Raw genomic sequence first — 22,052 nt, forward strand, 5'->3', positions numbered from 1 at the left:
CTCCGCTAGCCTTGACGAGCGATGAACGACCGTATGACCACACCGTGGGGCGAGCTGGAGCTCGCCCGGTTCCCGCAGGACCCGCGTGACCGGCTCCGGGCCTGGGACGCCTCCGACGAGTACCTGCTGGGGCACCTCGACGAGCAGGGCACCGATCTGTCCGGGACCGTCGTGGTCGTCGGCGACCGCTGGGGCGCCCTGGTCACGACGCTGGCCGCGCACCGGCCGGTGCAGATCACCGACTCCTTCCTCACCCAGGAGGCGACCCGCGCGAACCTCGCCCGGTGCGGTGCGGAGCCCGGCGCGGTGCGCCTGCTGACCACGCAGGATCCGCCGCCCGGCCGGATCGACGTGCTGCTGGTGCGGGTGCCCAAGAGCCTGGCGCTGCTGGAGGACCAGTTGCTGCGCCTGGCGCCCGCGCTGCACGAGGGCACGGTCGTCGTCGGCACCGGGATGGTGAAGGAGATCCACACCTCCACGCTGGCGCTGTTCGAGCGGATCCTGGGCCCCACCCGGACCTCGCTCGCGCGGCGCAAGGCCCGTCTGATCCTCTGTACGCCGGATCCCTCACTGGAGCGGCCCGCGAACCCGTGGCCGCACACCTACACGCTGCCCGGCGGCATCGGCGCCGCCTCCGGGCGGACCGTCGTCAACCACGCGGGCGTCTTCTGCGCCGACCGACTCGACATCGGCACCCGGTTCTTCCTGGGGCACCTGCCGGAAGCCGGCGATGCCCGCCGGGTGGTGGACCTGGGTTGCGGCAACGGCGTCGTCGGTACGGCGCTGGCGCTGGCGAACCCCGGCGCCGAAGTGCTGTTCACGGACGAGTCGTTCCAGGCCGTCGCCTCCGCGCAGGACACGTACAAGGCGAACGGCGTGCCGGGGCAGGCCGAGTTCAGGGTCGGCGACGCGCTGGCCGGGGTGCCGGCCGGCAGCGTGGACCTGGTGCTGAACAACCCGCCCTTCCACTCGCACCAGGCGACCACGGACGAGGCGGCCTGGCGGATGTTCACCGGGGCGCGGCGCGCGCTGCGCCCCGGCGGCGAGCTGTGGGTGATCGGCAACCGCCACCTCGGCTACCACGTCAAGCTGCGCCGGCTGTTCGGCAACAGCCGGCTCGTCGCGAGCGATCCGAAGTTCGTGGTGCTGCGGGCCGTCAAGAGGTAGGAGCGGTACGGCGTGAGCCGATCACGTCGATGAGGCGTTCCACCTCCCCCACCATGGCCTCGCGGCCCACGCTGAGGTACTTGCGGGAGTCGACGGCCTCCGGGTGGGCGGCGAGGAAGTCACGGATCGCGGCGGTCATCGCGATGTTGAGGGCGGTGCCGACGTTGACCTTGGCGATGCCCCCGGTGACGGCGGCGGTCAGTTCGCCGTCGGGGACGCCGGAGGAACCGTGCAGGACGAGCGGCACGTCCAGCGCTCCGGCGAGCCGTTTGATGAGGTCGTGGTCGAGGGCCGCGGTGCGTTCGGTCATGGCGTGGGCGTTGCCGACGGCCACGGCCAGGGCGTCCACCCCGGAGTCGGCGACGAACGCGTGCGCCTCGGCGGGGTCGGTGCGCGCTCCGGGGGCGTGGGCGTCCAGCGGCGGCGCGCCGTTCTTGCCGCCGACCTCGCCCAACTCGGCCTCGATCCACAGCCCTTGGGCGTGTGCCCAGGCCGCGGCGGCGCTGGTCGCGGCAAGGTTCCGCGTGTAGGGCAGCCGGGAGGCGTCGTACATCACGGAGCTGAAGCCGGCGTCGGCCGCCTGGCGCAGCAGGTCGTCGCTCTGCACATGGTCGAGGTGCAACGCGACGGGTACCGTGGCGCGTTCGGCCGCCGTGACGGCGGCGCGGGCGAGCGGCAGCAGCCGTCCGTAGCGGAACGAGACGGCGTTCTCACTGACTTGAAGGACGACGGGTGCGCCGGCCGCCTCGGCCCCGGCGACGACGGCCTCGACGTGTTCCAGCGTGATGATGTTGAAGGCGACGACTGCGGAGCGCGCGGCGGCGGCGCGGGCGACCAGCTCGCCGGTGGCTGCAAGCGGCACGGTCTGTCCTTTCCGGTGCTGGATCGGGTGACGGTGCGTCAGGGGGTGAGGATCACCGAGCGGGTGAGGTGGCGGGGCCGGTCCGGGTCGAGGCCGCGAGCGGCGGCGACGGCGACGGCGAGCCGCTGGGCACGGATCAGTTCGGCGAGTGGATCGAGTTCGCCCTCGATCCACAACCCGCCCGTGGCGCGGACCTGTTCGGCGAGCCCTTCCGGTGCCCGGCCGAGCATCCATGTGGCCGTGCCGTCCGTGGTGACGCTGATGGGGCCGTGCCGGTACTCCATCGCCGGGTACGCCTCGGTCCAGGACAGCGAGGCCTCGCGCATCTTCAGCCCGGCCTCGTTGGCCAGTCCGACGGTCCAGCCCCGGCCCAGGAAGGTGAACTGCGCGCAGGCGAGGAGTTGTTCGGGCAGCGGGGCGGACAGAGCCGTGCGGGCGTCGACGACCACCTCGTCGGTGTGCAGGCCGAGGTGGGCACGCAGCAGGGTGAGGGCGGTGGTCGCGAACCGGGTCTGCACCACGGAGCGTTCGTCCGCGAAGTCCAGGACCACGATCTCGTCGGCGGCGTCCATCACGGGGGTGGCGGGGTCGGCGGTGACCGCCGTCGTGCGGGTGCGTCCCTTCAGCTCCCGCAGCACGTCGAGCACCTCGGTGGTGGTGCCGGAGCGGGTGAGGGCGAGGACCCGGTCGTAGGAGCGTTCACACGGGAACTCCGAGGCGGCGAAGGCATCGGTCTCCCCCTGCCCGGAGCCCTCGCGCAGCGCGGCGGCGGCCTGGGCCATGAAGTACGACGTGCCGCAGCCGACGATCGCGACCCGCTCCCCCTGCGCGGGCAGTGCCCGGCCGTGGACGGCGACGTCGGCCGCGACGCGGGCCCAGCACTCGGGCTGACTGGTCAGTTCGTCCTCGACATGGCTCACGGCCCCTCCTCCTGCTCGCACCGGATGCGTTTTCCTGCAAGATAGCGCTGAATTTCGAGCACAATCAAGCATCTTGAGGTGTTCCCGGTGCGTTAGGGTCACGAAGGATCGAGGGAACGGAGAAGGCGCATGTCACGCGACGCCCGCTGGAAGGCGCTGCTGGAGCTGCTCGTGGAGCGCGGCCGGCTGGACGTCGAGGACGCGGCGTCCGAACTGGGGGTGTCGGCCGCGACGATCCGGCGGGACTTCGACCAGCTCGCCGAGCAGCAGATGCTGGTCCGCACCCGGGGCGGGGCTGTGGTGCACGGCGTCTCCTACGAGCTGCCGCTGCGGTACAAGACAGCCCGCCACGCCTCCGAGAAGCAGCGGATCGCGAAGGCGGTCGCGGAACTCGTGGCGCCCGGCGAGGCGGTCGGCCTGACCGGCGGCACGACGACCACGGAAGTGGCCCGCGCCCTTGCGGTGCGCGCCGACCTGGCCGCCGGCTCCCCCGCGCTGACCGTGGTGACCAACGCGCTCAACATCGCCAACGAGCTCGCCGTCCGGCCCCAGTTCAAGATCGTGCTGACCGGAGGAGTCGCGCGGCCGCAGTCGTACGAACTCATCGGGCCGCTGGCGGACGGGGTGCTGAGTCAGATCACGCTCGACGTGGCGGTGCTCGGCGTGGTCGGCTTCGATGTCGCGCACGGCGCGGCGGCACACGACGAGGCCGAGGCCGCCGTCAACCGGCTGCTGTGCGAGCGCGCCGAGCGTGTCGTCGTGGCCGCCGACTCCAGCAAGCTGGGCCGGCGGGCCTTCGCCCGCATCTGCGCCGCCGAGTCGGTGGACACCCTGGTCACGGACACGGCGGCGGGGCCGGAGACGGTGCGCGCGTTCGAGGAGGCGGGCCTGCGGGTGCTGACCGTCTGACAGCGCCGGTCCCGCCTCCGGATCACAGCCGCACGAAGCCCACGCCTCGGACGTCGTTGCAGCCGCAGGGGGTGGTCCGGCCGTCGTCCGGTGGACCCTGCTGGGCCTTGAGCGCCACGCTCGTCAGACTCATCAGCAGATCGACGTCGGCCGAGCCGTCGAGGCGGACCGTCACCCACGAGGAGCCCGGCACGACGCGGACCGCGGCGAAGCGCCGCAGGTCGCGTTCCAGGCGGCGGATCGCCCGGACGGTCAGACGGAGGTCGACGTCGCGGTCGGAGTGGAAGTGGGCGATCTCCCCGCCCGCCGAGCTGAGCGCCTGCCCGTTGCCGCAGCTCGGCACCGCCTCCGAGAGGTCCGGCCAGGTTGCCAGCTGGGCGAGAGCGCGCGCGGCGAGCGTCATGGTTCCATCATGGCGTGCTCACCGTACGGCAACGGCCCGGTGAGAAAGCCTTAACCGATCCGTGTCCGAAAGGCCCGGAGCGGCCCTCGGCCGTGCGTTCCACGGCGGTCCCACGGGGGCCGTGCCTCCGGCCCCGCCCGTCCCTTTCCGGGCTCCCCGCAGGCCTTGGACCGCCTCTGGGGGGACACTGGCAGTAGGGACCGTCGATGCTCACGAGGGGGTGTCGAAGGTGGCACGTCGTGCGGGAGTGTGGCTGTGGCGCTGGCGGCGCAATCCGCTCAGGCGCACCAGTGACGTGGTCGAGGCGTGGATCCTGCTCGTCGCCTGGGTCCTGGCCGTGGCCGGCGGTGTCCTCGCGGGCGTGCTGACGGCGGGCGCGATGCAGCAGGCCGCGCAGCGGGTCCGCGCCGACACCCACTCGGTGCGGGCCGTGGTGACACAGGAGGCTGCCCGCGGGGCGGTCCGGCCGGTGGGCAGCGTCCTGGGGTGGGGGACGGTCCGCTGGACCGACGCGGACGGCTCGTCGCACACGGGCCGGACCAGGGTCCCGGTCTCCGCGGCACCCGGCGACCACGTCACGGTGTGGACGAACGGGCGGGACATGCCGGCGCCGCCGCCGGCCTCACCGGCCGACATCGCCTTCCAGACGACCCTGGGCGGCCTCTGGGCGGGAACGACCACCGCGGGTGTCGTCATCGGCGGTGCCAAGCTGGCCCGGATCCGGCTCGACCGCCGGCGCTTCTCCCAGTGGGACGAGGAGTGGGCGCGCGTGGACACGCCCTGGGGATGGAAGACCGGCTGACGGCGGGTGGAGGACGAGGGAAGGCCGCCTCGCCCCAGGGAGTGCCCGTGCCCGGCCACCGTTCCATCACCGACGCGGAGAGGCTCGCGCAGGCCGAGCTCGGCGGCATCCACCTGCGGCGGGAGCAGATGGCGGCGGTCGCCGGCATCCACCGGGCCGCCTCCGCGGTCCGCCAGCACCTGGAGAACTCGGTGCTGCGCGGCTCGGACCTGACCTGGACCGCGTTCGTCGTGCTGTGGGTGGTCTGGGTGTGGGGCGAGTCGGAGACCCGGCACGTGGCCGAGGAGGCCGGCATCTCCAAGGGCACCCTGACGGGCGTCTCCCGCACGCTGGAGTCGCGCGGGCTGCTGCGCCGCACCGGGCACCCCACCGACGGCCGGCTCGTCCTGCTGTCGCTCAGCGCCGAGGGCGAGCAGTTCATGAGCCGGGTCTTCCTCGAGTTCAACGAGGAAGAGGCCTTCGTCACCTCACGGTTGAGCGGCGAGGAGTGCCGGAGTCTGGCGGAGATGCTGGGCCGTGTGGTCCTCCAGGTCGAGGAGCACGGCGAACAACGCCGCCGGTCGCTGCTGGACGGCGCGGATCCGGCGCCGCGCCGCAGCGGGCGCCGCGCCAAGGGCTGACCCCGGCCGTCCCCGCGCCGGCCTGCCCCATCAGGTCATCCGGCCGGGCACCTCCGGGTGTTCGACCCGGCAGACCAGGGCGTCCTTCACGACGTCCGCGACGATCGTGTCACCGGGGTCGGCCGAATCGCTCAGCAGCAGGGAGGCGATGCGGTTGTCGAGTTCGGACTGGATGGTGCGGCGCAGCGGACGGGCGCCGAACTCGGGCTGGTGACCGTGGGCGATCAGCAGCTTCTTCGCGGCGTCGGTGACCTCCAGGTCCAGGCCCTGCGCGCGCACGCGCCGGCGGCTGTGGTCGAGGAGCAGGTCCAGGATCCGGCCGAGGTCGTCCTCGCTGAGGCCGTGGAAGATGATGATGTCGTCGATGCGGTTGAGGAACTCCGGCAGGAACCGTGCGCGCAGATCCTCCATCAGCTGGTCCTTGATCGCGGCGACGTTCCCGTGGTGGACGAGGATCCGCTGCGCGCCGATGTTGGAGGTCATGATGACCACGGTGTTGCGGAAGTCGACGGTACGGCCCTGGGCGTCGGTGAGGCGGCCGTCGTCGAGGACCTGGAGCAGGGTGTTGAAGACGTCCGGGTGGGCCTTCTCCACCTCGTCGAAGAGCAGCACGCTGTAGGGCTGGCGGCGCACCTTCTCGGTGAGCTGGCCGGCCTCCTCGTGGCCGACGTAGCCGGGAGGGGCCCCGACGAGCCGGGAGACGGTGTGCTTCTCCTGGAACTCGCTCATGTCGAAGCGGACCATCCGGTCCTCGTCCCCGAACAGCAGCTCGGCAAGCGCCTTGGCCAGTTCGGTCTTGCCGACCCCGGTGGGGCCGAGGAACAGGAAGGAGCCGACGGGCCGGTTGGGGTCGCTCATGCCGGCGCGGCTGCGGCGCACCGCCTGCGCGATCGCGGTGACGGCCTCGTCCTGGCCGACGACCCGTGAGTGCAGCGCGTCCTCCAGCTTCAGCAGCCGCTGCTTCTCGCTCTCGGTGAGCTGGGCGACGGGGATGCCGGTGCGCCGGGACAGCACGTCGGCGATGTCGTCGACGGTCACCTCAAGCACGCCCTCGCGGCGTTCGGCGAGCCCCTCCAGTTCCGTCTCCGCCTCGGCGATCCGGTCCTTGATCTCGGAGGCCCGTTCGAAGGCCTCGGCGGCGATGGCCTGATCCTTCTCGCGGCGCAGCTTGGCCAGCCGGTCCTCGCGCTCGACGACCTCGGTGGACCGGCCAAGGGACCGCAGGCGCACCCGGGCGCCGGCCTGGTCGAGCAGGTCGATGGCCTTGTCGGGCAGGAACCGGTCGGTGACGTAGCGGTCCGACAGCTCGGCCGCGGCGACAAGGGCGTCGTCGCTGTAGCGGACCTGGTGGTGGGCCTCGTAGGAGTCGCGCAGCCCCTCCAGGATCTGCACGGTCTCCTCGACGCTCGGCTCGGGCACCATGACGGGCTGGAAGCGGCGCTCCAGGGCGGCGTCCTTCTCCACGTACCGCCGGTACTCATCGAGGGTGGTGGCGCCGACGACGTGCAGCTCACCGCGGGCGAGGGCCGGTTTGAGGATGTTGCCCGCGTCCATGGCGCCCTCGCCGGTGGCACCGGCGCCGACGACGGTGTGTAGTTCGTCCAGGAACAGGATCGTCGACTCGGAGGCCGCCTTGACCTCGTCGATGACGTTCTTCAGCCGCTCCTCGAACTGGCCCCGGTACTGGGCGCCCGCCACCAGGCCGGTGAGGTCCAGGGCGACCACCCGCTTGTTCTCCAGGGTCTTCGGCACGTCCTCGTTGACTATGCGCTGGGCCAGCCCCTCGACGATCGCGGTCTTGCCGACGCCGGGCTCGCCGATCAGCACGGGGTTGTTCTTCGTGCGGCGGGAGAGCACCTCGACGGTCTGCTCGATCTCCGCGGCCCGCCCCACCACCGGGTCCAGCTTCGCGGCACGGGCCTCCTCGGTCAGGTCGCGTCCGTACTGGTCCAGGGTCGGGGTCTTGCTCGGGGGTTCGGCGCCGCCGGGTGCCGTGTCGGGGCGGGAGGCGGTGTCGGCGCTGCGGCGCAGCTGGTCCGTCTCGATGCCCTGGGCGCTGAGGGCACGTACCGCCGCTGCGCCCGGGGTGTCAAGCAGCGCGCCGAGGATGTGCTCGGGGCCGATGTACGACACTCCGGCCGCCCGGGAGTGCTCGTAGGCGCGCAGCAGCACCCGCTTGGCGGCCGGGGTGAGGCCGGGCTGCGCGGAGGGGATGCCGCTCTCGCCGGGCAGCGCCTCGGCGAGGGCCGCGCCGAGGCGGTCCGGGTCGGCTCCGGCCTGGGCGAGCAGGCCGCGGGCCGGCTCCACCTGTGTGCACGCCCAGAGCAGGTGCTCGGTGTCCAGGTCGGAGCTGCCGTCCTCGGCCGCCCGCCCGGTGGCCTGGTTGATCAGCTCGCGCGCGGAGTCGGTCAGCAGCCGTCCGATCGGCACCCGCTGCACCTGCGGGGGCGCCGCGCCCGGCGTCATGCCGAAGAAACGGTTGAGGATCTCGGAGAACGGGTCCGGGCCGCCGAAGGAGGCGCCGAAAGGGGACATCGTCATGATCGCCGTCCGGAACGTGGGCAATGAGTCACCTTCCAGCCCAACCCGCCGAATGGAGTATCGCAACGCGACCTACGCCGGTCCAGTGCAGTTGCCTCCGGCGGAGACCGCGGCGCACCGTCCCGCCAGGGCCTGCCGCCGGACCGGCACCCACGCCGAGCGGACGGGCCCGGCACCGGGGCTCCGGCGTGCCCGGGGGGCACGGCGGCTGCCGCAGCACGGGCACGGTGCGCAGCCGGGCTGCAGGCCCCGCACCCCCCACCCCACCTCGCCCGGGGGCGACGCCGAGGCCGCTCGCGGCGGCGCCCCGGACACGTTCGGGACGGCCTCCGCCATGGACGGCGCCGACGAGCCGCCGCGCGCCGCTGCGGGTGGTCAGCCCAGCCAGCCCGGGCGTACGAGGCCCGATTCGTAGGCCAGGACGACCAGTTGGGCACGGTCGCGGGCGCCGAGTTTGACCATGGTGCGGCTGACGTGGGTCTTGGCGGTCAGGGGGCTGACGACGAGGCGGCGGGCGATCTCCTCGTTGGACAGGCCGATACCGACCAGAGCCATCACCTCGCGTTCGCGTTCGGTGAGCTGAGCGAGGGCGCCGGCGGCGGCCGGTTCCTTGGAGCGGGCGGCGAACTCGGCGATCAGGCGCCGCGTCACGCCGGGAGAGAGCAGGGCGTCGCCGTCGACCACCGCCCGTACCGCGCGCAGGAGTTCGTCGGGTTCCGTGTCCTTGACCAGGAAGCCGGAGGCACCCGAGCGGATCGCCTCGAAGACGTACTCGTCGAGCTCGAAGGTGGTGAGCATGACGACCTTGACGTCCTTCAGCCGCGGCTCGCCGGTGATACGGCGGGTCGCGGCGAGTCCGTCGAGCAGCGGCATGCGGATGTCCATGAGCACCACGTCGGGGCTCAGCTCGCGCACCTTGCGCAGGGCCTCCTCCCCGTCCGCGGCCTCCCCGGCGACCTCGATGTCCGGCTGGGCGTCGAGCAGCGCCTTGAAGCCTGCCCGTACCAGCGACTGGTCGTCGGCCAGCAGTACCCGTATCACCGGTTCTCCTCCTCGGTCGTCAGGGGCAGTACGGCCAGCACCCGCCAGCCGCCGTCGGGGCGCGCGCCCGCGTCGATGGTGCCGCCGAGGGCGGCGGCCCGCTCCCGCATCCCGGCCAGGCCGTTGCCGCTGCCGCCGGCGTCCGCCCCGGTGGCGGGCCCGTCGTCGTCGACGCGCAGCCGCAGCGCGCGGCGGTCGTGGTCGAGGAGCACGCGCGCGTGCCGCGAGCCCGAGTGGCGTACGACGTTGGTGAGCGCCTCCTGAACGATGCGGAAGGCGGCGAGGTCCGTGCCTGGTGGCAGCCGCGGCGGCGCCCCCTGCACCTCGACGGTGAGCCCGACTGTCGCCGCCTGGTCCACCAGCTCGGACAGCCGGCCTAGGCCCGGCGCCGGAGCACGGGGGGCGTCACCGGGGGTACGCAGGGTGTCGAGCACCTGACGCACCTCCCCCAGCGCCTCCTTGCTGGCCGCCTTGATGGTGGCCAGCGCCGTGCGCGCCTGCTCCGGGTCGGTGTCCAGCAGGGCAAGGCCGACGCCCGCCTGGACGTTGATGACGGAGATGCTGTGCGCGAGGACGTCGTGCAGCTCACGGGCGATCCGCAGCCGTTCCTCGTCGGCCCGCCGCCGGGCTGCCTGGGCGCGCTCGGCGCGTTCCTTGGCCCACTGCTCGCGGCGCACACGGGCCAGCTCCGAGACCGCGACGACGGCCACCACCCAGGTGGCGACGGCCAGTTCCTGTCCCCAGGAGGCGGCGGTGTCCCCGGGCGGGGGCAACCATCGGTACAGCCAGAGCGAGATCAGCGCGTGGGCGGCCCACAGGGTGCCCAGCGCCGTCCACGCGGCCCTGCGGTACCCGGCGACGACGGCGCTGAAGCAGCTGACCACGACGGCCAGGAAGACGGGTCCGTACGGGTATCCGGCGGCGTAGTAGACGAGGGTGGTCGCCGCCGTGCCGCACACCACGAACGCCGGATACCGCTTGCGCCACAGCAGCATCCCCGAGGTCACGAGCAGCAACGCGAACCCGAAGGCGTCCAGGGGCTCCCGGTGGCCGTGCTGGTTGTGGGCAGAGAAGTGGGTGCCGACGAGCACGAAGACGGTGAACAGCGCGGTGGAGAGCCACGGCCGATGACGGCCGGGCTCCGCCTCCTCGTCGCCGGCACGGTGCCACCACGGGGGGCCGTGCCGCCACCACTGCGGCGGGCCGCCCCGGCGTACGCGCTGCTCCGTCATGACCGCCACGCTAGACGCCGGCGCCGCCGGGAGCGTCAGCCGAACGAGGTGATCACACGTACTCCCCGGGAAGTACGCCCCCCGGTCCCAGCCCCGCACGGACTCCCGAGACGCCTCCTCGGCGCGGACTCCCGGGACCCAGCCCCGCGCGAATCCACGACACGTCGCACCGCGCAGGTTTCCGGCCGGCCCCTGCTGCGGTCAGGCCCTCAGCCCGATTCCGTGCGCGAGTCGCGTCACCGCGTGCCGGAAGAACGGCTCGCGGTCCTCCACGACCCGGTTGAACTGGCCGAACAGCTCGAACCCGACCAGCCCGAAGAGCTGCGCCCACGCGGCGACGAGCGCGGGCCCCACCTCGGGCGGCAGGCCGGGCGCCAGGTCCGCGGTGATCCGCTCGGCCTCGCCCCGCAGTTCGGCGGGGAGCGGCGGCCCGGTCAGCCCGTCCCGTTCATGGGCGTCGCGCACGATGCCGATGAGGACCAGACCGGCGCGGGCCGCGGCCGGGACGGTGGTCATCGGGGCCGTGTAACCGGGCACGGGAGTGCCGTAGATGAGGGCGTACTCGTGCGGGTGCGCGAGCGCCCAGCCGCGCACCGCCTCGCACACGGCGGTCCAGCGCGCCAGGGGCTCGGCGCCGGCCGTCTCCGCGTTCGCCGCCTCCGCGGCCTCGCCCACGGAGTCGTAGGCGTCGATGATGAGCGCGGTCAGCAGGTCGTCCCGGCTCGGGAAGTACCGGTACAGCGCGGAGGAGACCATGCCGAGGGCGCGGGCCACGGCACGCAGCGAGAGTTTCGCGGCGCCCTCGGCCGCGAGCTGTCTGCGGGCCTCGTCCTTGATCGCGGCGGTGATCTCCGTCCTGGCCCGGGCGCGGGCTCCCTGTGCGGTGCTCATGTCGACCAGTGTTCCATGAATCCAGAGCACTGCACACAAAAAAGAGCACCGCTCTTGCTTTGGATCACCGATCCACCCCACACTGTTCATCGAACGAGAGCACTGCTCTCCCGAACCGAACCCATGGGGGTCACCATGTCGTCGTCCTCGTCGTCCTCCTCGCCCTCGTCGCCGTACTACCTCAAGGGCAGCCCGACGGCCGTCCGTCTCAACGGCGTCATCGGCTGGCTGGCCCGCCGCGGGCTGAGCCTCGCCGGCTCGGCCGAGCTGACGGTGCGCGGCCGTACGAGCGGCAAGCCGCAGCGCATTCCCGTCAACCCGCACACGTACGAGGGCGCGCAGTACCTCGTCTCGGCGCGCGGCCACTCCCAGTGGGTGCGCAACATGCGCGCGGCGGGCGGCGGGGAACTGCGCGTCGGGCGGAAGGTCCGCGAGTTCACCGCGGTGGAGCTGCCCGACGCCGAAAAACTCCCGGTCCTGCGGACCTACCTGGAGCGGTGGGGCTGGCAGGTCGACGGGTACTTCAAGGGCGTCACGGCGAAGTCCTCCGACGAGGAGATCACCGTGTCCGCCCCCGACCACCCGGTCTTCCGCATCACGGTCAGGAACTGACCGTCTCCTCGGCGGCGGGCGGGGCCGGCCGCCGGTCCAGCGCCGTCAGGGCGCGGTGGGCCATGGGGTGGGTGCGGACGAGTTCACCGAGCGAGGTCGAACCCTGCGTGATCTCCTTGAACGCCTTCCAGGCGGGCCGGAAGCCGGTCAGGACGGCGTGGAAGATCCCCGGCCGGCGCTCGAACACCGCGAGCATCCGCTTGCCCACGGCCATCTCCACGCCCAGCCCCGCCTTGATGGCGAACGCGTAGTTCAGAGCCTGGCGCCGGGCGTCCACCGCGTCGTGCGCCTCGGCGACGCGCACCGCCCACTCCCCCGCGAGCCGCCCGGACCTGAGCGCGAAGGAAATGCCCTCGCGCGTCCACGGTTCGAGGAGTCCGGCCGCGTCCCCGCACACCAGCACCCGCCCGCGCGAGAGCGGCGAGTCCTCGGCCCGGCAGCGCGTCAGATGCCCCGAGGAGATGCTCGGTTCGAACCCGGCCAGACCCAGCCGGGCGATGAAGTCCTCCAAGTACCGCTTGGTGGCGGCGCCCTCGCCGCGCGCCGAGATCACCCCGACGGTCAGCGTGTCCGCCTTGGGGAAGACCCAGCCGTAACTGCCCGGCATCGGCCCCCAGTCGATGAGCACCCGCCCGCGCCAGTCCTCGGCGACGGTCTCCGGCACGGGGATCTCCGCCTCCAGGCCGAGGTCCACCTGGTCCATCTTCACCCCGACATGGGCTCCTATCCGGCCGGCGCTGCCGTCGGCGCCGACCACCGCGCGCGCGAGCACCGTCTCACCGCCCTGGAGCACCACGGCAACCGTGCGCCGGTCCGGTACCGCCGAACCGTGCTGCTCGACCCGCGAGACCGCGGCGCCGGTCCGCAGCTCGGCGCCGGCCTTCTGCGCGTGTTCGACCAACTGCTGGTCGAACTCGGGCCGGTTGATCAGGCCGAACATCATCTGCTTGGAGCGGCGGGTGCGGGTGAAGCGGCCGTTGTGGGAGAAGGTCACCGCTTGCACGCGGTCCTTCAGCGGGAGCTCGAAGCCGGGCGGCAGCGAGTCGCGCGAGGGGCCGATGATCCCGCCACCGCACGTCTTGTACCGGGGCAGCTCCGCCTTCTCCAGCAACAGCACGCGTCGTCCCGCGACCGCCGCCGCGTAGGCGGCCGAGGCCCCCGCGGGTCCCGCGCCCACCACGACGACGTCCCACACCCGCTGCACGTCGTCCGCCGAAGAGTTGTCGCTGCTCACGATGGTCTACCGCTCCCGATCAAGCCGCCTGCCGCTGCTGTCACCCGCATCCTACGGCGGCCCCGGCGGTGGGCCGCTGTGGGAGGATCAGCAGCGTACGTGCCCCGTACACAGGGTCGCGCCTACGCTGACACGATCATCCGCAATACAGAAGTGCTCGGAAGTATCTCCCCGATACCCACGAGTTCTCCTTCGCACCTACAAGGAGCGTGCCCATGTCGTCTAATCCGGTCGCGGAGACCGTCGCGTCCCTGATGCCCAGGGCGCGGGCGGAACTCGCCGAGCTGGTGGCCTTCCGGTCGGTGGCGGACTTCGACCAGTACCCGAAGAGCGAGAGCGAGGGCGCCGCGAACTGGATCGCCGACGCGCTGCGCGCCGAGGGCTTCACGGACGTGGCTCTGCTCGACACTCCGGACGGCACCCAGTCGGTCTACGGCTACCTGCCCGGCCCGGAGGGCGCGAGGACGGTCCTGCTCTACGCCCACTACGACGTGCAGCCGCCGCTGGACGAGGCCGGCTGGACCAGCCCGCCCTTCGAGCTGACCGACCGCGACGGCCGCTGGTACGGGCGTGGCGCCGCCGACTGCAAGGGCGGCCTCATCATGCACCTGCTCGCGCTGCGCGCCCTGAAGGCCGACGGCGGCGTCCCGGTCAACGTCAAGGTGATAGCCGAGGGCTCCGAGGAGCAGGGCACCGGCGGCCTCGAGCGCTACGCCGAGGAGCACCCCGAACTCCTGACCGCCGACGCCATCGTGATCGGCGACACCGGCAACTTCCGCGTCGGTCTGCCCACCGTCACCAGCACCCTGCGCGGCATGACCATGGTCCGGATCCAGGTCGACACCCTCGAAGGCAACCTGCACTCGGGCCAGTTCGGCGGTGCCGCCCCGGACGCGCTCGCCGCGCTGATCCGGGTCCTCGACTCGCTGCGCGCCGAGGACGGCTCGACGGCCGTCGACGGCCTGGCCGGCGACTCCGTCTGGGACGGCCTGGCCTACGAGGAGGAGCAGTTCCGCAAGGACGCCAAGGTGCTGGACGGCGTGGAGCTGATCGGCTCCGGCACGGTCGCCGACCGCATCTGGGCCCGCCCCGCCGTCACCGTGCTCGGCATCGACTGCCCGCCGGTCGTCGGCGCCACCCCGTCCGTGCAGGCCGGTGCCCGTGCCCTGGTCAGCCTGCGGGTGCCGCCGGGCGTCGACGCGGGCGAGGCGACCAAGCTGCTCCAGGCCCACCTGGAGGCCCACACCCCGTGGGGCGCCCGGGTGAGCACCGAGCAGATCGGCCAGGGCCAGGCCTTCCGCGCCGACACCACCAGCCCGGCCTACCGGGCGATGGCCGACGCGATGGCGGTCGCCTACCCCGGCCAGGACATGCAGTACGCCGGTCAGGGCGGCTCCATCCCGCTGTGCAACACCCTCGCCGCGCTCTACCCTCAGGCCGAGATCCTGCTGATCGGCCTGAGCGAGCCGGAGGCGCAGATCCACGCCGTGAACGAGAGCGTCTCCCCCGAGGAACTGGAGCGTCTGTCGGTCGCGGAGGCGCTGTTCCTGCGCAACTACGCGGCGAGCTGACCCTCGTTCCGTCCGCGGCCCGGGTCCCTCGCCGCACGGCGGGGCCCCGGGTCGCGGACGCACTCGGGACAGCCCTGACGTTCATCTCCCTTGCCACGGCGTCCCGTTCGCGAGGCAAAAGGAGCTGACGGGTACCCGGCGTCCGGCTGAGGATGGGATCATGACCATCTCCACCCGCATCGCCGCCCACACCGACATCGCCACCTCGCTCTCGCTCCTCAGCGACGGTGAACTCGTTCAACTCCTGGAGGGCGGCGAGCCGTTCGGTACCGGGATCGGCGGCCGTTCCGCGATCGTCGACGTGGACGGCCACCAGGTCTTCGTCAAGTACGTGCGCCTGACCGACGTCGAACGGCACCCCGACCACCTGCGGTCGACCGCGAACCTCTTCGACCTGCCGCCCTACTTCCACTACGGCATCGGCAGCCCCGGACTCGGGGCGTGGCGGGAACTCGCCGCGCACCGCATGACGACCGACTGGGTTCTCTCCGGCCGCTTCTCCGGCTTCCCCCTGCTGCACCACTGGCGGACGCTGCCCGACACCCCCGGACCGATGCCGGAGCTGCTGGCCGACGTGGAGCGGACCGTCGCCTACTGGGGCGGCGCCCCGCAGGTGGAGCACCGCATCGAGGCCCTGCGCACGGCGACCGCGAGCCTGGTCCTGTTCCTGCAGTACGTGCCGTACACCGCGGACGACTGGCTCGCCGCCCGGCTTCACGGCGACGCGGCGGACAGCGCGTGCGAGTTCGTCGAAACCGGTCTGGAGGCCCTCACCGGCTTCCTGCGCGAGCACCGGCTGCTGCATCTGGACGCGCATTTCCACAACATCCTCACCGACGGCACCCAGCTGTACCTCTCCGACTTCGGTCTCGCGCTGAGCGACCGGTTCCGGCTCACCGAGCAGGAGCGCGAGTTCTTCGGCCGACACCGCGGCTACGACCGCGCCTACACCGTCACGCATCTGGTGAACTGGCTGGTCAACGCCCTGTACACATACGACCTGGAGGAGCGCCGCGCCTTCGTCCGTGCCTGTGCCGAAGGCGCGCGGCCCGAAGGCGTCCCGTCGGCGGCCGCAGCGATCCTGACCCGTCACGCGCCGGTCGCCGCGCGCCTGAACGCCTTCCACGACCGCCTGCGCAAGGAGAGCAGGCTGACCCCCTATCCGTACGAGGAACTGCGAGGCGCCGGCGACAACTCCACGCAGTCCGCGCTGTCGGCGTAGGCACGGGGCGTCAGCCGACCGGCACGCCCGCCTCCAGGTACACCGCCGCGCCGCGTTCGCGGGCCCGCAGTGCCCAGCGCAGCCGGGCGTAGCGGACGGGCGGGAGCAGGTCGGCGGCCTCCCGCTCGGTGACGAAGCGGCAGTCGCGCAGCTCGGGTCCGGGCAGCAGCAGGCGCGTGGCCGCCGCCGAGTCCAGGCGGCCGCCGTCGAAGAGGAAGCGCAGACCGCCGAAGGCGGGCGGTGCGGGCGGCTCCCAGTCGACGACGAGGAGCCGGGGCATCTCGTCCAGCCGCACGCCCGTCTCCTCGGCGACCTCGCGCATGCCCGCGCGGGCCGGGGCCTCGCCGGGTTCGACGACACCGCCGGGGAACTCCCAGCCGGGCTTGTAGGTGGGGTCGACGAGCAGCACACGGTCCTGTTCGTCGAACAGGAGCACTCCGGAGGCGACGGTCTCGGCCGTGGGCTCCGGGGTCTGCACGATGTCGCAGACGGGCGCGGCACCGTTGCTGACGGCCTCGACGATGCGGACGGCCGTCTCGTGCGGGGTGAGGGCGCTGGTGTCGACGGGGTGGGCGTCGGCGGTGAGCCAGGAGGCCAGGGCGGTCCGGTAGGGCTCTATGTGGTCGTAGGCCCACTGGCGGACGCGTATCTCGCCGTCGGGCAGGTCGGGCGGGACCTCCCGATGGGCTATGCGCTCACGCAGGATCGTTTCGGCCGGGGCAAGGAGAACGTGCCGTACGGCGACGCGGCGGGCGGCGAGCCCGCCGAAGATCTCGTCGCGGTACTCCTGGCGCAGCAGGGTCATGGGCACCACGAGGGTCCCGCCCAGCTCGGCGAGCATCGCGGCCGCCGTGTCGATCACCATGCGCCGCCAGATCGGCAGATCCTGGTAGTCGCCGACCTCGGCGAGGTGTTTGGGCGGCAGCAGATGCGTCAGCGAACCACCGATGACCTCGGGGTCGAAGAGCGTACTGTTCGGGATCAGTTCGATCAGTTCCCGTGCGGTGGTCGTCTTCCCCGCACCGAAAGCACCGTTGATCCAGACGATCACGGGTCCCCCTCTGCTGTCGGCCCCCTGTGGCTTGCCCGCTCCACCCTGCCACGGAAACCAGCCCCAGTTGAGGGCTGCCCACAGGACGGCGCCGACACCCCCGCTGTGGGGGTGCCGGCGCCACGCCCGGCCGACGCGCGTCAGCCGTGGTGCTGCCCGGACGCGTCGTCGCCCGTGGCGAGGCCTTCCTCACCGACGACCTGGTCGACGGTGCCCACGATGTCCTTCACGCTCCGGTCGCCGAGCCCGTCGTGGTCGACGGCGTGCGACGGAGAGACGGCGGCCACGACGAAACCGGTGGCCAGGGACGCGAGGGCGAGCATGCTGCGCTTCTTCATGCTCGGTTCAACTGCGCCGGCCGCCCGGGGGTCACGGCCGTGCACCCGACCGGGAGCACTCAGCGGGGTGCCACCTCCACACAACCGAACGCGAGAGTGGGATTTCACCGCCAACTCGCGGAGGGTTCAAAAGATCTGACGGCACATCAAACAACCGTTACGGCTCCCCTTCCAACAGAGTTGGACACGTCCTACCATAACCGCGCACCGATGACGCGGACATGACGTCATCCCAACTTTCGCGAGTCCGGAGGAGCGTTCTCATGCGTCACCCGCACACGCGCACCGCCCGCCGCACCGTGGTCGGGGCCCTGGCCGCAGGACTGCTGTGCACCACGGGACTCGCAGTCCCCGCCGTCGCCGCACCCGCCCCGGCGGCCTCCGCACGGGACTCCGTCACGCCCACGCGGGCCGACGGACTCGCCCTCACCCCTCCGATGGGCTTCAACAACTGGAACTCCACGAACTGCCGGGCCGAGTTCGACGAGGCCATGGTCAAGGGCATCGCCGACCTCTTCGTCGCCAAGGGCCTGAAGGACGCCGGGTACCAGTACGTCAACCTCGACGACTGCTGGGCCCTGCCCGCCCGTGACGCGAACGGCAAGCTCGTACCCGACCCGGTCAGATTCCCGGGCGGCATCGGAGCCGTCGCCGACTACGTGCACTCCAAGGGACTCAAGCTGGGCATCTACACCAGCGCCGGCACCAAGACGTGCAACAACGCCGGCTTCCCCGGCGCGCTCGGCCACGAGTACAGCGACGCCCAGCAGTTCGCCGACTGGGGCGTGGACTACCTCAAGTACGACAACTGCAACAACCAGGGCGTGGACGCCAGGCTCCGGTACACCATCATGCGGGACGCGCTGAAGGCGACCGGCCGGCCCATCGTGTACAGCATCTGCGAGTGGGGCCAGAACAAACCCTGGGAATGGGCCGCCGACGTCGGGCACTTGTGGCGCACCACCGACGACATCAGCGACAACTGGGGCTCGATGCTGTCGATCCTGAAGCAGAACCTGCCACTCGCCCCGTACGCCGGTCCGGGCCACTGGAACGACCCCGACATGCTGGAGGTCGGCAACGGCGGCATGACGGACACCGAGTACCGCACCCACTTCTCGATGTGGTCCGTGATGGCCGCGCCCCTCCTCATCGGCTCGGACCTGCGCAAGGCGTCCGAGGCGACCCTCGACATCCTGGGCAACCGGGAGGTCGTCGCCGTCGACCAGGACCCGCTGGGCCGGCAGGGCGCCGTCGTCTCCTCCGAGGACGGGCGCTGGGTCGTGGCCAAGGAGATGAAGGACGGCAGCCGCGCCGTCGCCCTGTTCAACGAGACCGGCAGCCCGCAGCGCATCGCCACCACCGCGCGGGCCGTGGGCCTGCCCGGCGCCGCCGCCTACACCCTGCGTGACCTGTGGGAGCACCGCTCCTACAACACCGCGGGCACGATCTCGGCGACCGTTCCGGCCCACGGCACCGTCCTGGTCCGGGTCCAGCCCGACCGCCACTGGGCCGCGAACCCGCCCGCCGTCGAACTCGGCCTGGACGGCAGCCTGTTGCTGGAGGCGGGCCGGCCGGCGACGCTCACCACGACCGTGACCGACCTGGGCCGTACGCCGGCCACGCGGGTCTCCGTGTCCCTGACCGGCCCCGCGGGCTGGACGGTACGGCCCGAGTCCGCGGTGCGGGCCCCGGCCGTAGCGACGGGGAAGACGCTGCGCACCCGCTGGACGGTCACCGCACCGGCCGGAACCCCGACGGGTTCGTACGACCTGACGCTCAGGGCGAGCCACCGCTCCCCCGGCGGCGTGCGCGTCGACAGCGCCCTGACCCTCGCCACCGGCGTGGTGGTGCGGCCGCCCACCGGGACGTCGTACCTCAGCGACCTCCCCTGGCTGTCGGCCGCCAACGGCTACGGCCCGGTGGAGCGCGACACCAGCAACGGCGAGAGCGCCGCCGGCGACGGTCATCCGATCACCCTCGGCGGGGTGGTGTACGCCAAGGGGCTCGGCGTCCACGCGGACAGCGCCGTCGAGTTCTACACGGGCGCGTCCTGCCGGACCGTCACCGCGGACGTCGGCGTCGACGACGAGAAGGACGGCAGGGGCACGGTGGCGTTCGAGATCTGGGCGGACGGCCGGAAGGCAGCCGCCACCGGGGTGCTCACCAACGCGATGGGTGCCCGGCCGCTGTCGGCGGACGTGTCCGGCGCCCAGGTGGTCCGCCTCGTCGTCACGGACGGCGGCGACGGCATCGACTCCGACCACGCGGACTGGGCGGACGCCCGCCTGGTGTGCTGAGCCGCAGTCCCGGAACGGCGGCCGCCGCCTCAGACCCCGGCCGCCGTGACGTCCGTCCGCGCCGCGAGCGCTGCCGCCGCCGCTCCGACCAGGCCGGCGTCCGTGCCGGTCTGGGCCGGGGCGACCGTCAGACGCCGTACGAAGGAGAGGGTGGCGTAGTCGGTCAGGGCCCGGCGCAGCGGGGCGAGGAGCACGTCCCCCGCCTTGGCCACTCCCCCGCCGATCACCGCGATGTCGATCTCGACCAGGGTCGCGGTGGCGGCGATGCCCGCGGCCAGGGCGCGGGCGGCGCGGGCGAAGGAGGCAACGGCGACCGGGTCCCCGGCGCGGGCGGCGGCGGCCACCGCGGCGGCCGAGGTGTCGCCGTCGGGGCCCGGGCGCCAGCCCTGGTCCAGGGCCCGGCGGGCGATGTTCGGGCCGCTCGCGAGGCGTTCCACGCAGCCGCGCGAACCACAAGGGCACGGGTCGCCGTCGAGGTCGACGCTGATGTGGCCGATGTGCCCGGAGTTGCCCGTCGGGCCCGGGTGGAGCCGCCCGTTGAGCACCAGGCCGCCGCCGACCCCCGTGGAGACGACCATGCACAGCGCGTTGCCGTGTCCCCGGGCGGCACCCTGCCAGTGCTCGGCCGCCGTGATGGCCACGCCGTCGCCGATCAGCTCCACGGGCAGGCCGCCGGTCGCGGCGCGGGCCCGCTCGACCAACGGGTAGTCCCGCCAGCCGGGCACGTTGACGGGGCTGACCGTGCCCGCGGAGGCGTCGACCGGGCCCGCGCTGCCGATGCCCAGGGCCGTGGCACGCCCCCACAGCGGCGAGGCGCCCAGCTCGCCGAGCACCTCCTCCACGGCCCGCATCACGGTGTCGCCGTCCTCCTGCGCGGGCGTCGGGCGCTGCGCGCGCACCAGGATGCCGCCGCGGCCGTCCACCAGCGCTCCGGCGATCTTGGTGCCGCCGATGTCCAGTGCGGCCACGAGGTCGGTGTGCATCAGAGTCAGATCTCCCCGTCAACCATGAGAAAACCAAGAGGTGGGCGCGGTCCGGTATCGCCGTGGGGCGGCGCGGGCCGGAGTGTTCGATGGACAGTCTCTCGTGCGTATGACAACGTTGTCCAGGTTCTATGCTCGACGCCACATCCTCATACGAACCCATGGACCGACGCATCCCCGTGGACGCGATTCGTCCCCGTGGACGACAGGACAGGACGCCGCACCGTGCCCGAGACCGCCCGTCGAGCAGACCGCCCCGCAGACCGCCCGGACCGCGCGTCGGGGAATCGCTACGGAAGCCGTCCGACGATGAAGGACGTGGCGGCACGCGCGGGCGTCGGCCTGAAGACCGTCTCCCGCGTGGTCAACGGTGAGCCCGGGGTCACCCCGGACACGGAGCGGCGCGTGCAGGACGCCATCGCGGCCCTGGGCTTCCGCCGCAACGACAGCGCGCGGGTGCTGCGCAAGGGCCGTACGGCGAGCGTGGGGCTGATCCTGGAAGACCTCGCCGACCCGTTCTACGGGCCGCTGAGCCGCTCGGTGGAGGAGGTCGCCCGAGCGCACGGCGCCCTGCTCATCAACGGATCCAGCGCGGAGGACCCGGAGCGCGAGCAGGAACTCGCGCTGGCGCTGTGCGCACGGCGGGTGGACGGGCTGGTCGTGATCCCGGCCGGTGACGACCACCGCTATCTGGAGCCCGAGCTCAAGGCGGGCGTCGCGACCGTGTTCGTGGACCGCCCGGCCGGGAACATCGACGCCGACGTCGTGCTGTCGGACAACTTCGGCGGGGCCCGCGACGGTGTCGCCCACCTGATCGCCCACGGCCACCGCCGGATCGGGTTCATCGGCGACATGCCCCGTATCCACACGGCCGCCGAGCGCCTGCGCGGCTACCGGGCGGCGATGGAGGACGCGGGCATACCGGTCGAGGACTCCTGGATGTCGCTGGGCGTCACGGACCCGGAGCGGGTGCGCCGGGCCACCGAGACCATGCTGTCCGGGCCCGATCCGGTCACCGCGGTCTTCGCGGGCAATAACCGGGTGACCGTCACCGTGATCCGCGTACTGGCCGAGCAGGCGCGGCGGGTCGCCCTCGTCGGCTTCGACGACATCGAACTGGCCGATCTGCTCCAGCCGGGAGTCACCGTCGTCGCCCAGGACTCGGCGGCCCTCGGCCGAACCGCCGCCGAGCGCCTCTTCCGCCAGCTGGACGGCACCCTCCTCGCCCCGGAGCGCATCGAACTCCCGACCCGCCTGATCACCCGAGGCTCGGGCGAACTGCCCCCGCCGGCCTGACGCCCGGCGGACGTCCCGCGCCACGCGGGCCGGGTCCGACACGCGGCAGAAGCGCGA

General features: G+C 72.6%; 20 protein-coding genes. 9 read left to right on the forward strand and 11 right to left on the reverse strand.

Annotation, left to right across the window (positions count from 1 at the left end; translation table 11 throughout):
* The first annotated feature begins 33 nt into the window (after nucleotides 1-33).
* Entirely contained in the window at nucleotides 34-1,167 is a 1,134-nt protein-coding gene (locus OIE49_RS05235) for a methyltransferase (protein ID WP_326806146.1), read from the forward strand.
* Here the strand turns inward: OIE49_RS05235 and OIE49_RS05240 are convergent.
* Nucleotides 1,157-2,029: a class II fructose-bisphosphate aldolase gene (locus tag OIE49_RS05240; protein ID WP_326801288.1), complete on the reverse strand. Its 873-nt coding sequence runs from the start codon at nucleotides 2,027-2,029 to the stop codon at nucleotides 1,157-1,159. The genes OIE49_RS05235 and OIE49_RS05240 overlap by 11 nt on opposite strands.
* A gap of 38 nt (nucleotides 2,030-2,067) precedes the next feature.
* Nucleotides 2,068-2,949 carry an SIS domain-containing protein gene (locus tag OIE49_RS05245; protein ID WP_326801289.1) on the reverse strand — a complete coding sequence of 294 codons (882 nt, stop codon included), beginning with the start codon at nucleotides 2,947-2,949 and terminating at the stop codon, nucleotides 2,068-2,070.
* A gap of 129 nt (nucleotides 2,950-3,078) precedes the next feature.
* Here OIE49_RS05245 and OIE49_RS05250 point away from each other — a divergent pair, with 129 nt between their 5' ends.
* A complete protein-coding gene (locus tag OIE49_RS05250; protein WP_100567518.1) occupies nucleotides 3,079-3,858 on the forward strand; it encodes a DeoR/GlpR family DNA-binding transcription regulator in 780 nt (259 codons plus the stop codon).
* Nucleotides 3,859-3,880: 22 nt separating this feature from the next.
* On the opposite strand, the gene OIE49_RS05255 is transcribed toward OIE49_RS05250, so the two are convergent.
* The gene (locus OIE49_RS05255) at nucleotides 3,881-4,261 is read right to left on the reverse strand and encodes a luciferase domain-containing protein (protein WP_326801290.1); all 381 of its coding nucleotides are present in this window, start codon (nucleotides 4,259-4,261) and stop codon (nucleotides 3,881-3,883) included.
* A 229-nt stretch (nucleotides 4,262-4,490) separates the two neighbouring features.
* On the opposite strand from OIE49_RS05255, the gene OIE49_RS05260 reads away from it, so the two are divergent.
* A complete protein-coding gene (locus OIE49_RS05260) occupies nucleotides 4,491-5,063 on the forward strand; it encodes an Rv1733c family protein (protein ID WP_326801291.1) in 573 nt (190 codons plus the stop codon).
* A 47-nt stretch (nucleotides 5,064-5,110) separates the two neighbouring features.
* Nucleotides 5,111-5,683: a MarR family winged helix-turn-helix transcriptional regulator gene (locus OIE49_RS05265; protein ID WP_326801292.1), complete on the forward strand. Its 573-nt coding sequence runs from the start codon at nucleotides 5,111-5,113 to the stop codon at nucleotides 5,681-5,683.
* A 30-nt stretch (nucleotides 5,684-5,713) separates the two neighbouring features.
* Here OIE49_RS05265 and OIE49_RS05270 read toward each other — a convergent pair whose 3' ends face one another.
* The 4 genes from OIE49_RS05270 to OIE49_RS05285 form a co-directional block, all read right to left on the reverse strand.
* Complete coding sequence (locus OIE49_RS05270; protein WP_326801293.1) at nucleotides 5,714-8,224, reverse strand: ATP-dependent Clp protease ATP-binding subunit; 2,511 nt, start codon at nucleotides 8,222-8,224, stop codon at nucleotides 5,714-5,716.
* Between the two features lie 375 nt (nucleotides 8,225-8,599).
* Complete coding sequence (locus OIE49_RS05275) at nucleotides 8,600-9,265, reverse strand: response regulator transcription factor (protein WP_100567514.1); 666 nt, start codon at nucleotides 9,263-9,265, stop codon at nucleotides 8,600-8,602.
* Complete coding sequence (locus OIE49_RS05280) at nucleotides 9,262-10,497, reverse strand: sensor histidine kinase (protein ID WP_326801294.1); 1,236 nt, start codon at nucleotides 10,495-10,497, stop codon at nucleotides 9,262-9,264. The genes OIE49_RS05275 and OIE49_RS05280 overlap by 4 nt, the downstream gene beginning before the upstream one ends.
* A 201-nt stretch (nucleotides 10,498-10,698) precedes the next feature.
* On the reverse strand, nucleotides 10,699-11,388 hold the full coding sequence (locus OIE49_RS05285; protein ID WP_326801295.1) for a TetR/AcrR family transcriptional regulator: 690 nt from the start codon (nucleotides 11,386-11,388) through the stop codon (nucleotides 10,699-10,701).
* A gap of 135 nt (nucleotides 11,389-11,523) precedes the next feature.
* Between OIE49_RS05285 and OIE49_RS05290 the strand changes: the two genes are divergently transcribed.
* Nucleotides 11,524-12,000 carry a nitroreductase family deazaflavin-dependent oxidoreductase gene (locus tag OIE49_RS05290; protein ID WP_326801296.1) on the forward strand — a complete coding sequence of 159 codons (477 nt, stop codon included), beginning with the start codon at nucleotides 11,524-11,526 and terminating at the stop codon, nucleotides 11,998-12,000.
* On the opposite strand, the gene OIE49_RS05295 is transcribed toward OIE49_RS05290, so the two are convergent.
* Nucleotides 11,990-13,234: a geranylgeranyl reductase family protein gene (locus OIE49_RS05295; protein ID WP_326801297.1), complete on the reverse strand. Its 1,245-nt coding sequence runs from the start codon at nucleotides 13,232-13,234 to the stop codon at nucleotides 11,990-11,992. The genes OIE49_RS05290 and OIE49_RS05295 overlap by 11 nt on opposite strands.
* A 215-nt stretch (nucleotides 13,235-13,449) precedes the next feature.
* Here OIE49_RS05295 and OIE49_RS05300 point away from each other — a divergent pair, with 215 nt between their 5' ends.
* Complete coding sequence (locus OIE49_RS05300) at nucleotides 13,450-14,805, forward strand: dipeptidase (protein ID WP_326801298.1); 1,356 nt, start codon at nucleotides 13,450-13,452, stop codon at nucleotides 14,803-14,805.
* A gap of 160 nt (nucleotides 14,806-14,965) precedes the next feature.
* Nucleotides 14,966-16,027 (forward strand): protein kinase family protein, encoded by a 1,062-nt coding sequence (locus tag OIE49_RS05305; RefSeq protein WP_326801299.1) that lies wholly within the window; start codon nucleotides 14,966-14,968, stop codon nucleotides 16,025-16,027.
* A 10-nt stretch (nucleotides 16,028-16,037) separates the two neighbouring features.
* Here OIE49_RS05305 and OIE49_RS05310 read toward each other — a convergent pair whose 3' ends face one another.
* Nucleotides 16,038-17,078 carry an NUDIX hydrolase gene (locus tag OIE49_RS05310; RefSeq protein WP_326801300.1) on the reverse strand — a complete coding sequence of 347 codons (1,041 nt, stop codon included), beginning with the start codon at nucleotides 17,076-17,078 and terminating at the stop codon, nucleotides 16,038-16,040.
* Nucleotides 17,079-17,218: 140 nt separating this feature from the next.
* A complete protein-coding gene (locus OIE49_RS05315) occupies nucleotides 17,219-17,416 on the reverse strand; it encodes a hypothetical protein (RefSeq protein ID WP_326801301.1) in 198 nt (65 codons plus the stop codon).
* A gap of 263 nt (nucleotides 17,417-17,679) precedes the next feature.
* Between OIE49_RS05315 and OIE49_RS05320 the strand changes: the two genes are divergently transcribed.
* Nucleotides 17,680-19,716: an NPCBM/NEW2 domain-containing protein gene (locus OIE49_RS05320; protein ID WP_326801302.1), complete on the forward strand. Its 2,037-nt coding sequence runs from the start codon at nucleotides 17,680-17,682 to the stop codon at nucleotides 19,714-19,716.
* A 29-nt stretch (nucleotides 19,717-19,745) separates the two neighbouring features.
* Here OIE49_RS05320 and OIE49_RS05325 read toward each other — a convergent pair whose 3' ends face one another.
* A complete protein-coding gene (locus OIE49_RS05325) occupies nucleotides 19,746-20,699 on the reverse strand; it encodes an ROK family protein (RefSeq protein ID WP_326801303.1) in 954 nt (317 codons plus the stop codon).
* A 225-nt stretch (nucleotides 20,700-20,924) separates the two neighbouring features.
* On the opposite strand from OIE49_RS05325, the gene OIE49_RS05330 reads away from it, so the two are divergent.
* A complete protein-coding gene (locus OIE49_RS05330) occupies nucleotides 20,925-21,995 on the forward strand; it encodes a LacI family DNA-binding transcriptional regulator (protein ID WP_385944252.1) in 1,071 nt (356 codons plus the stop codon).
* Nucleotides 21,996-22,052: the final 57 nt, after the last annotated feature.

The organism is Streptomyces sp. NBC_01788, from assembly GCF_035917575.1.
Lineage (GTDB): Bacteria > Actinomycetota > Actinomycetes > Streptomycetales > Streptomycetaceae > Streptomyces.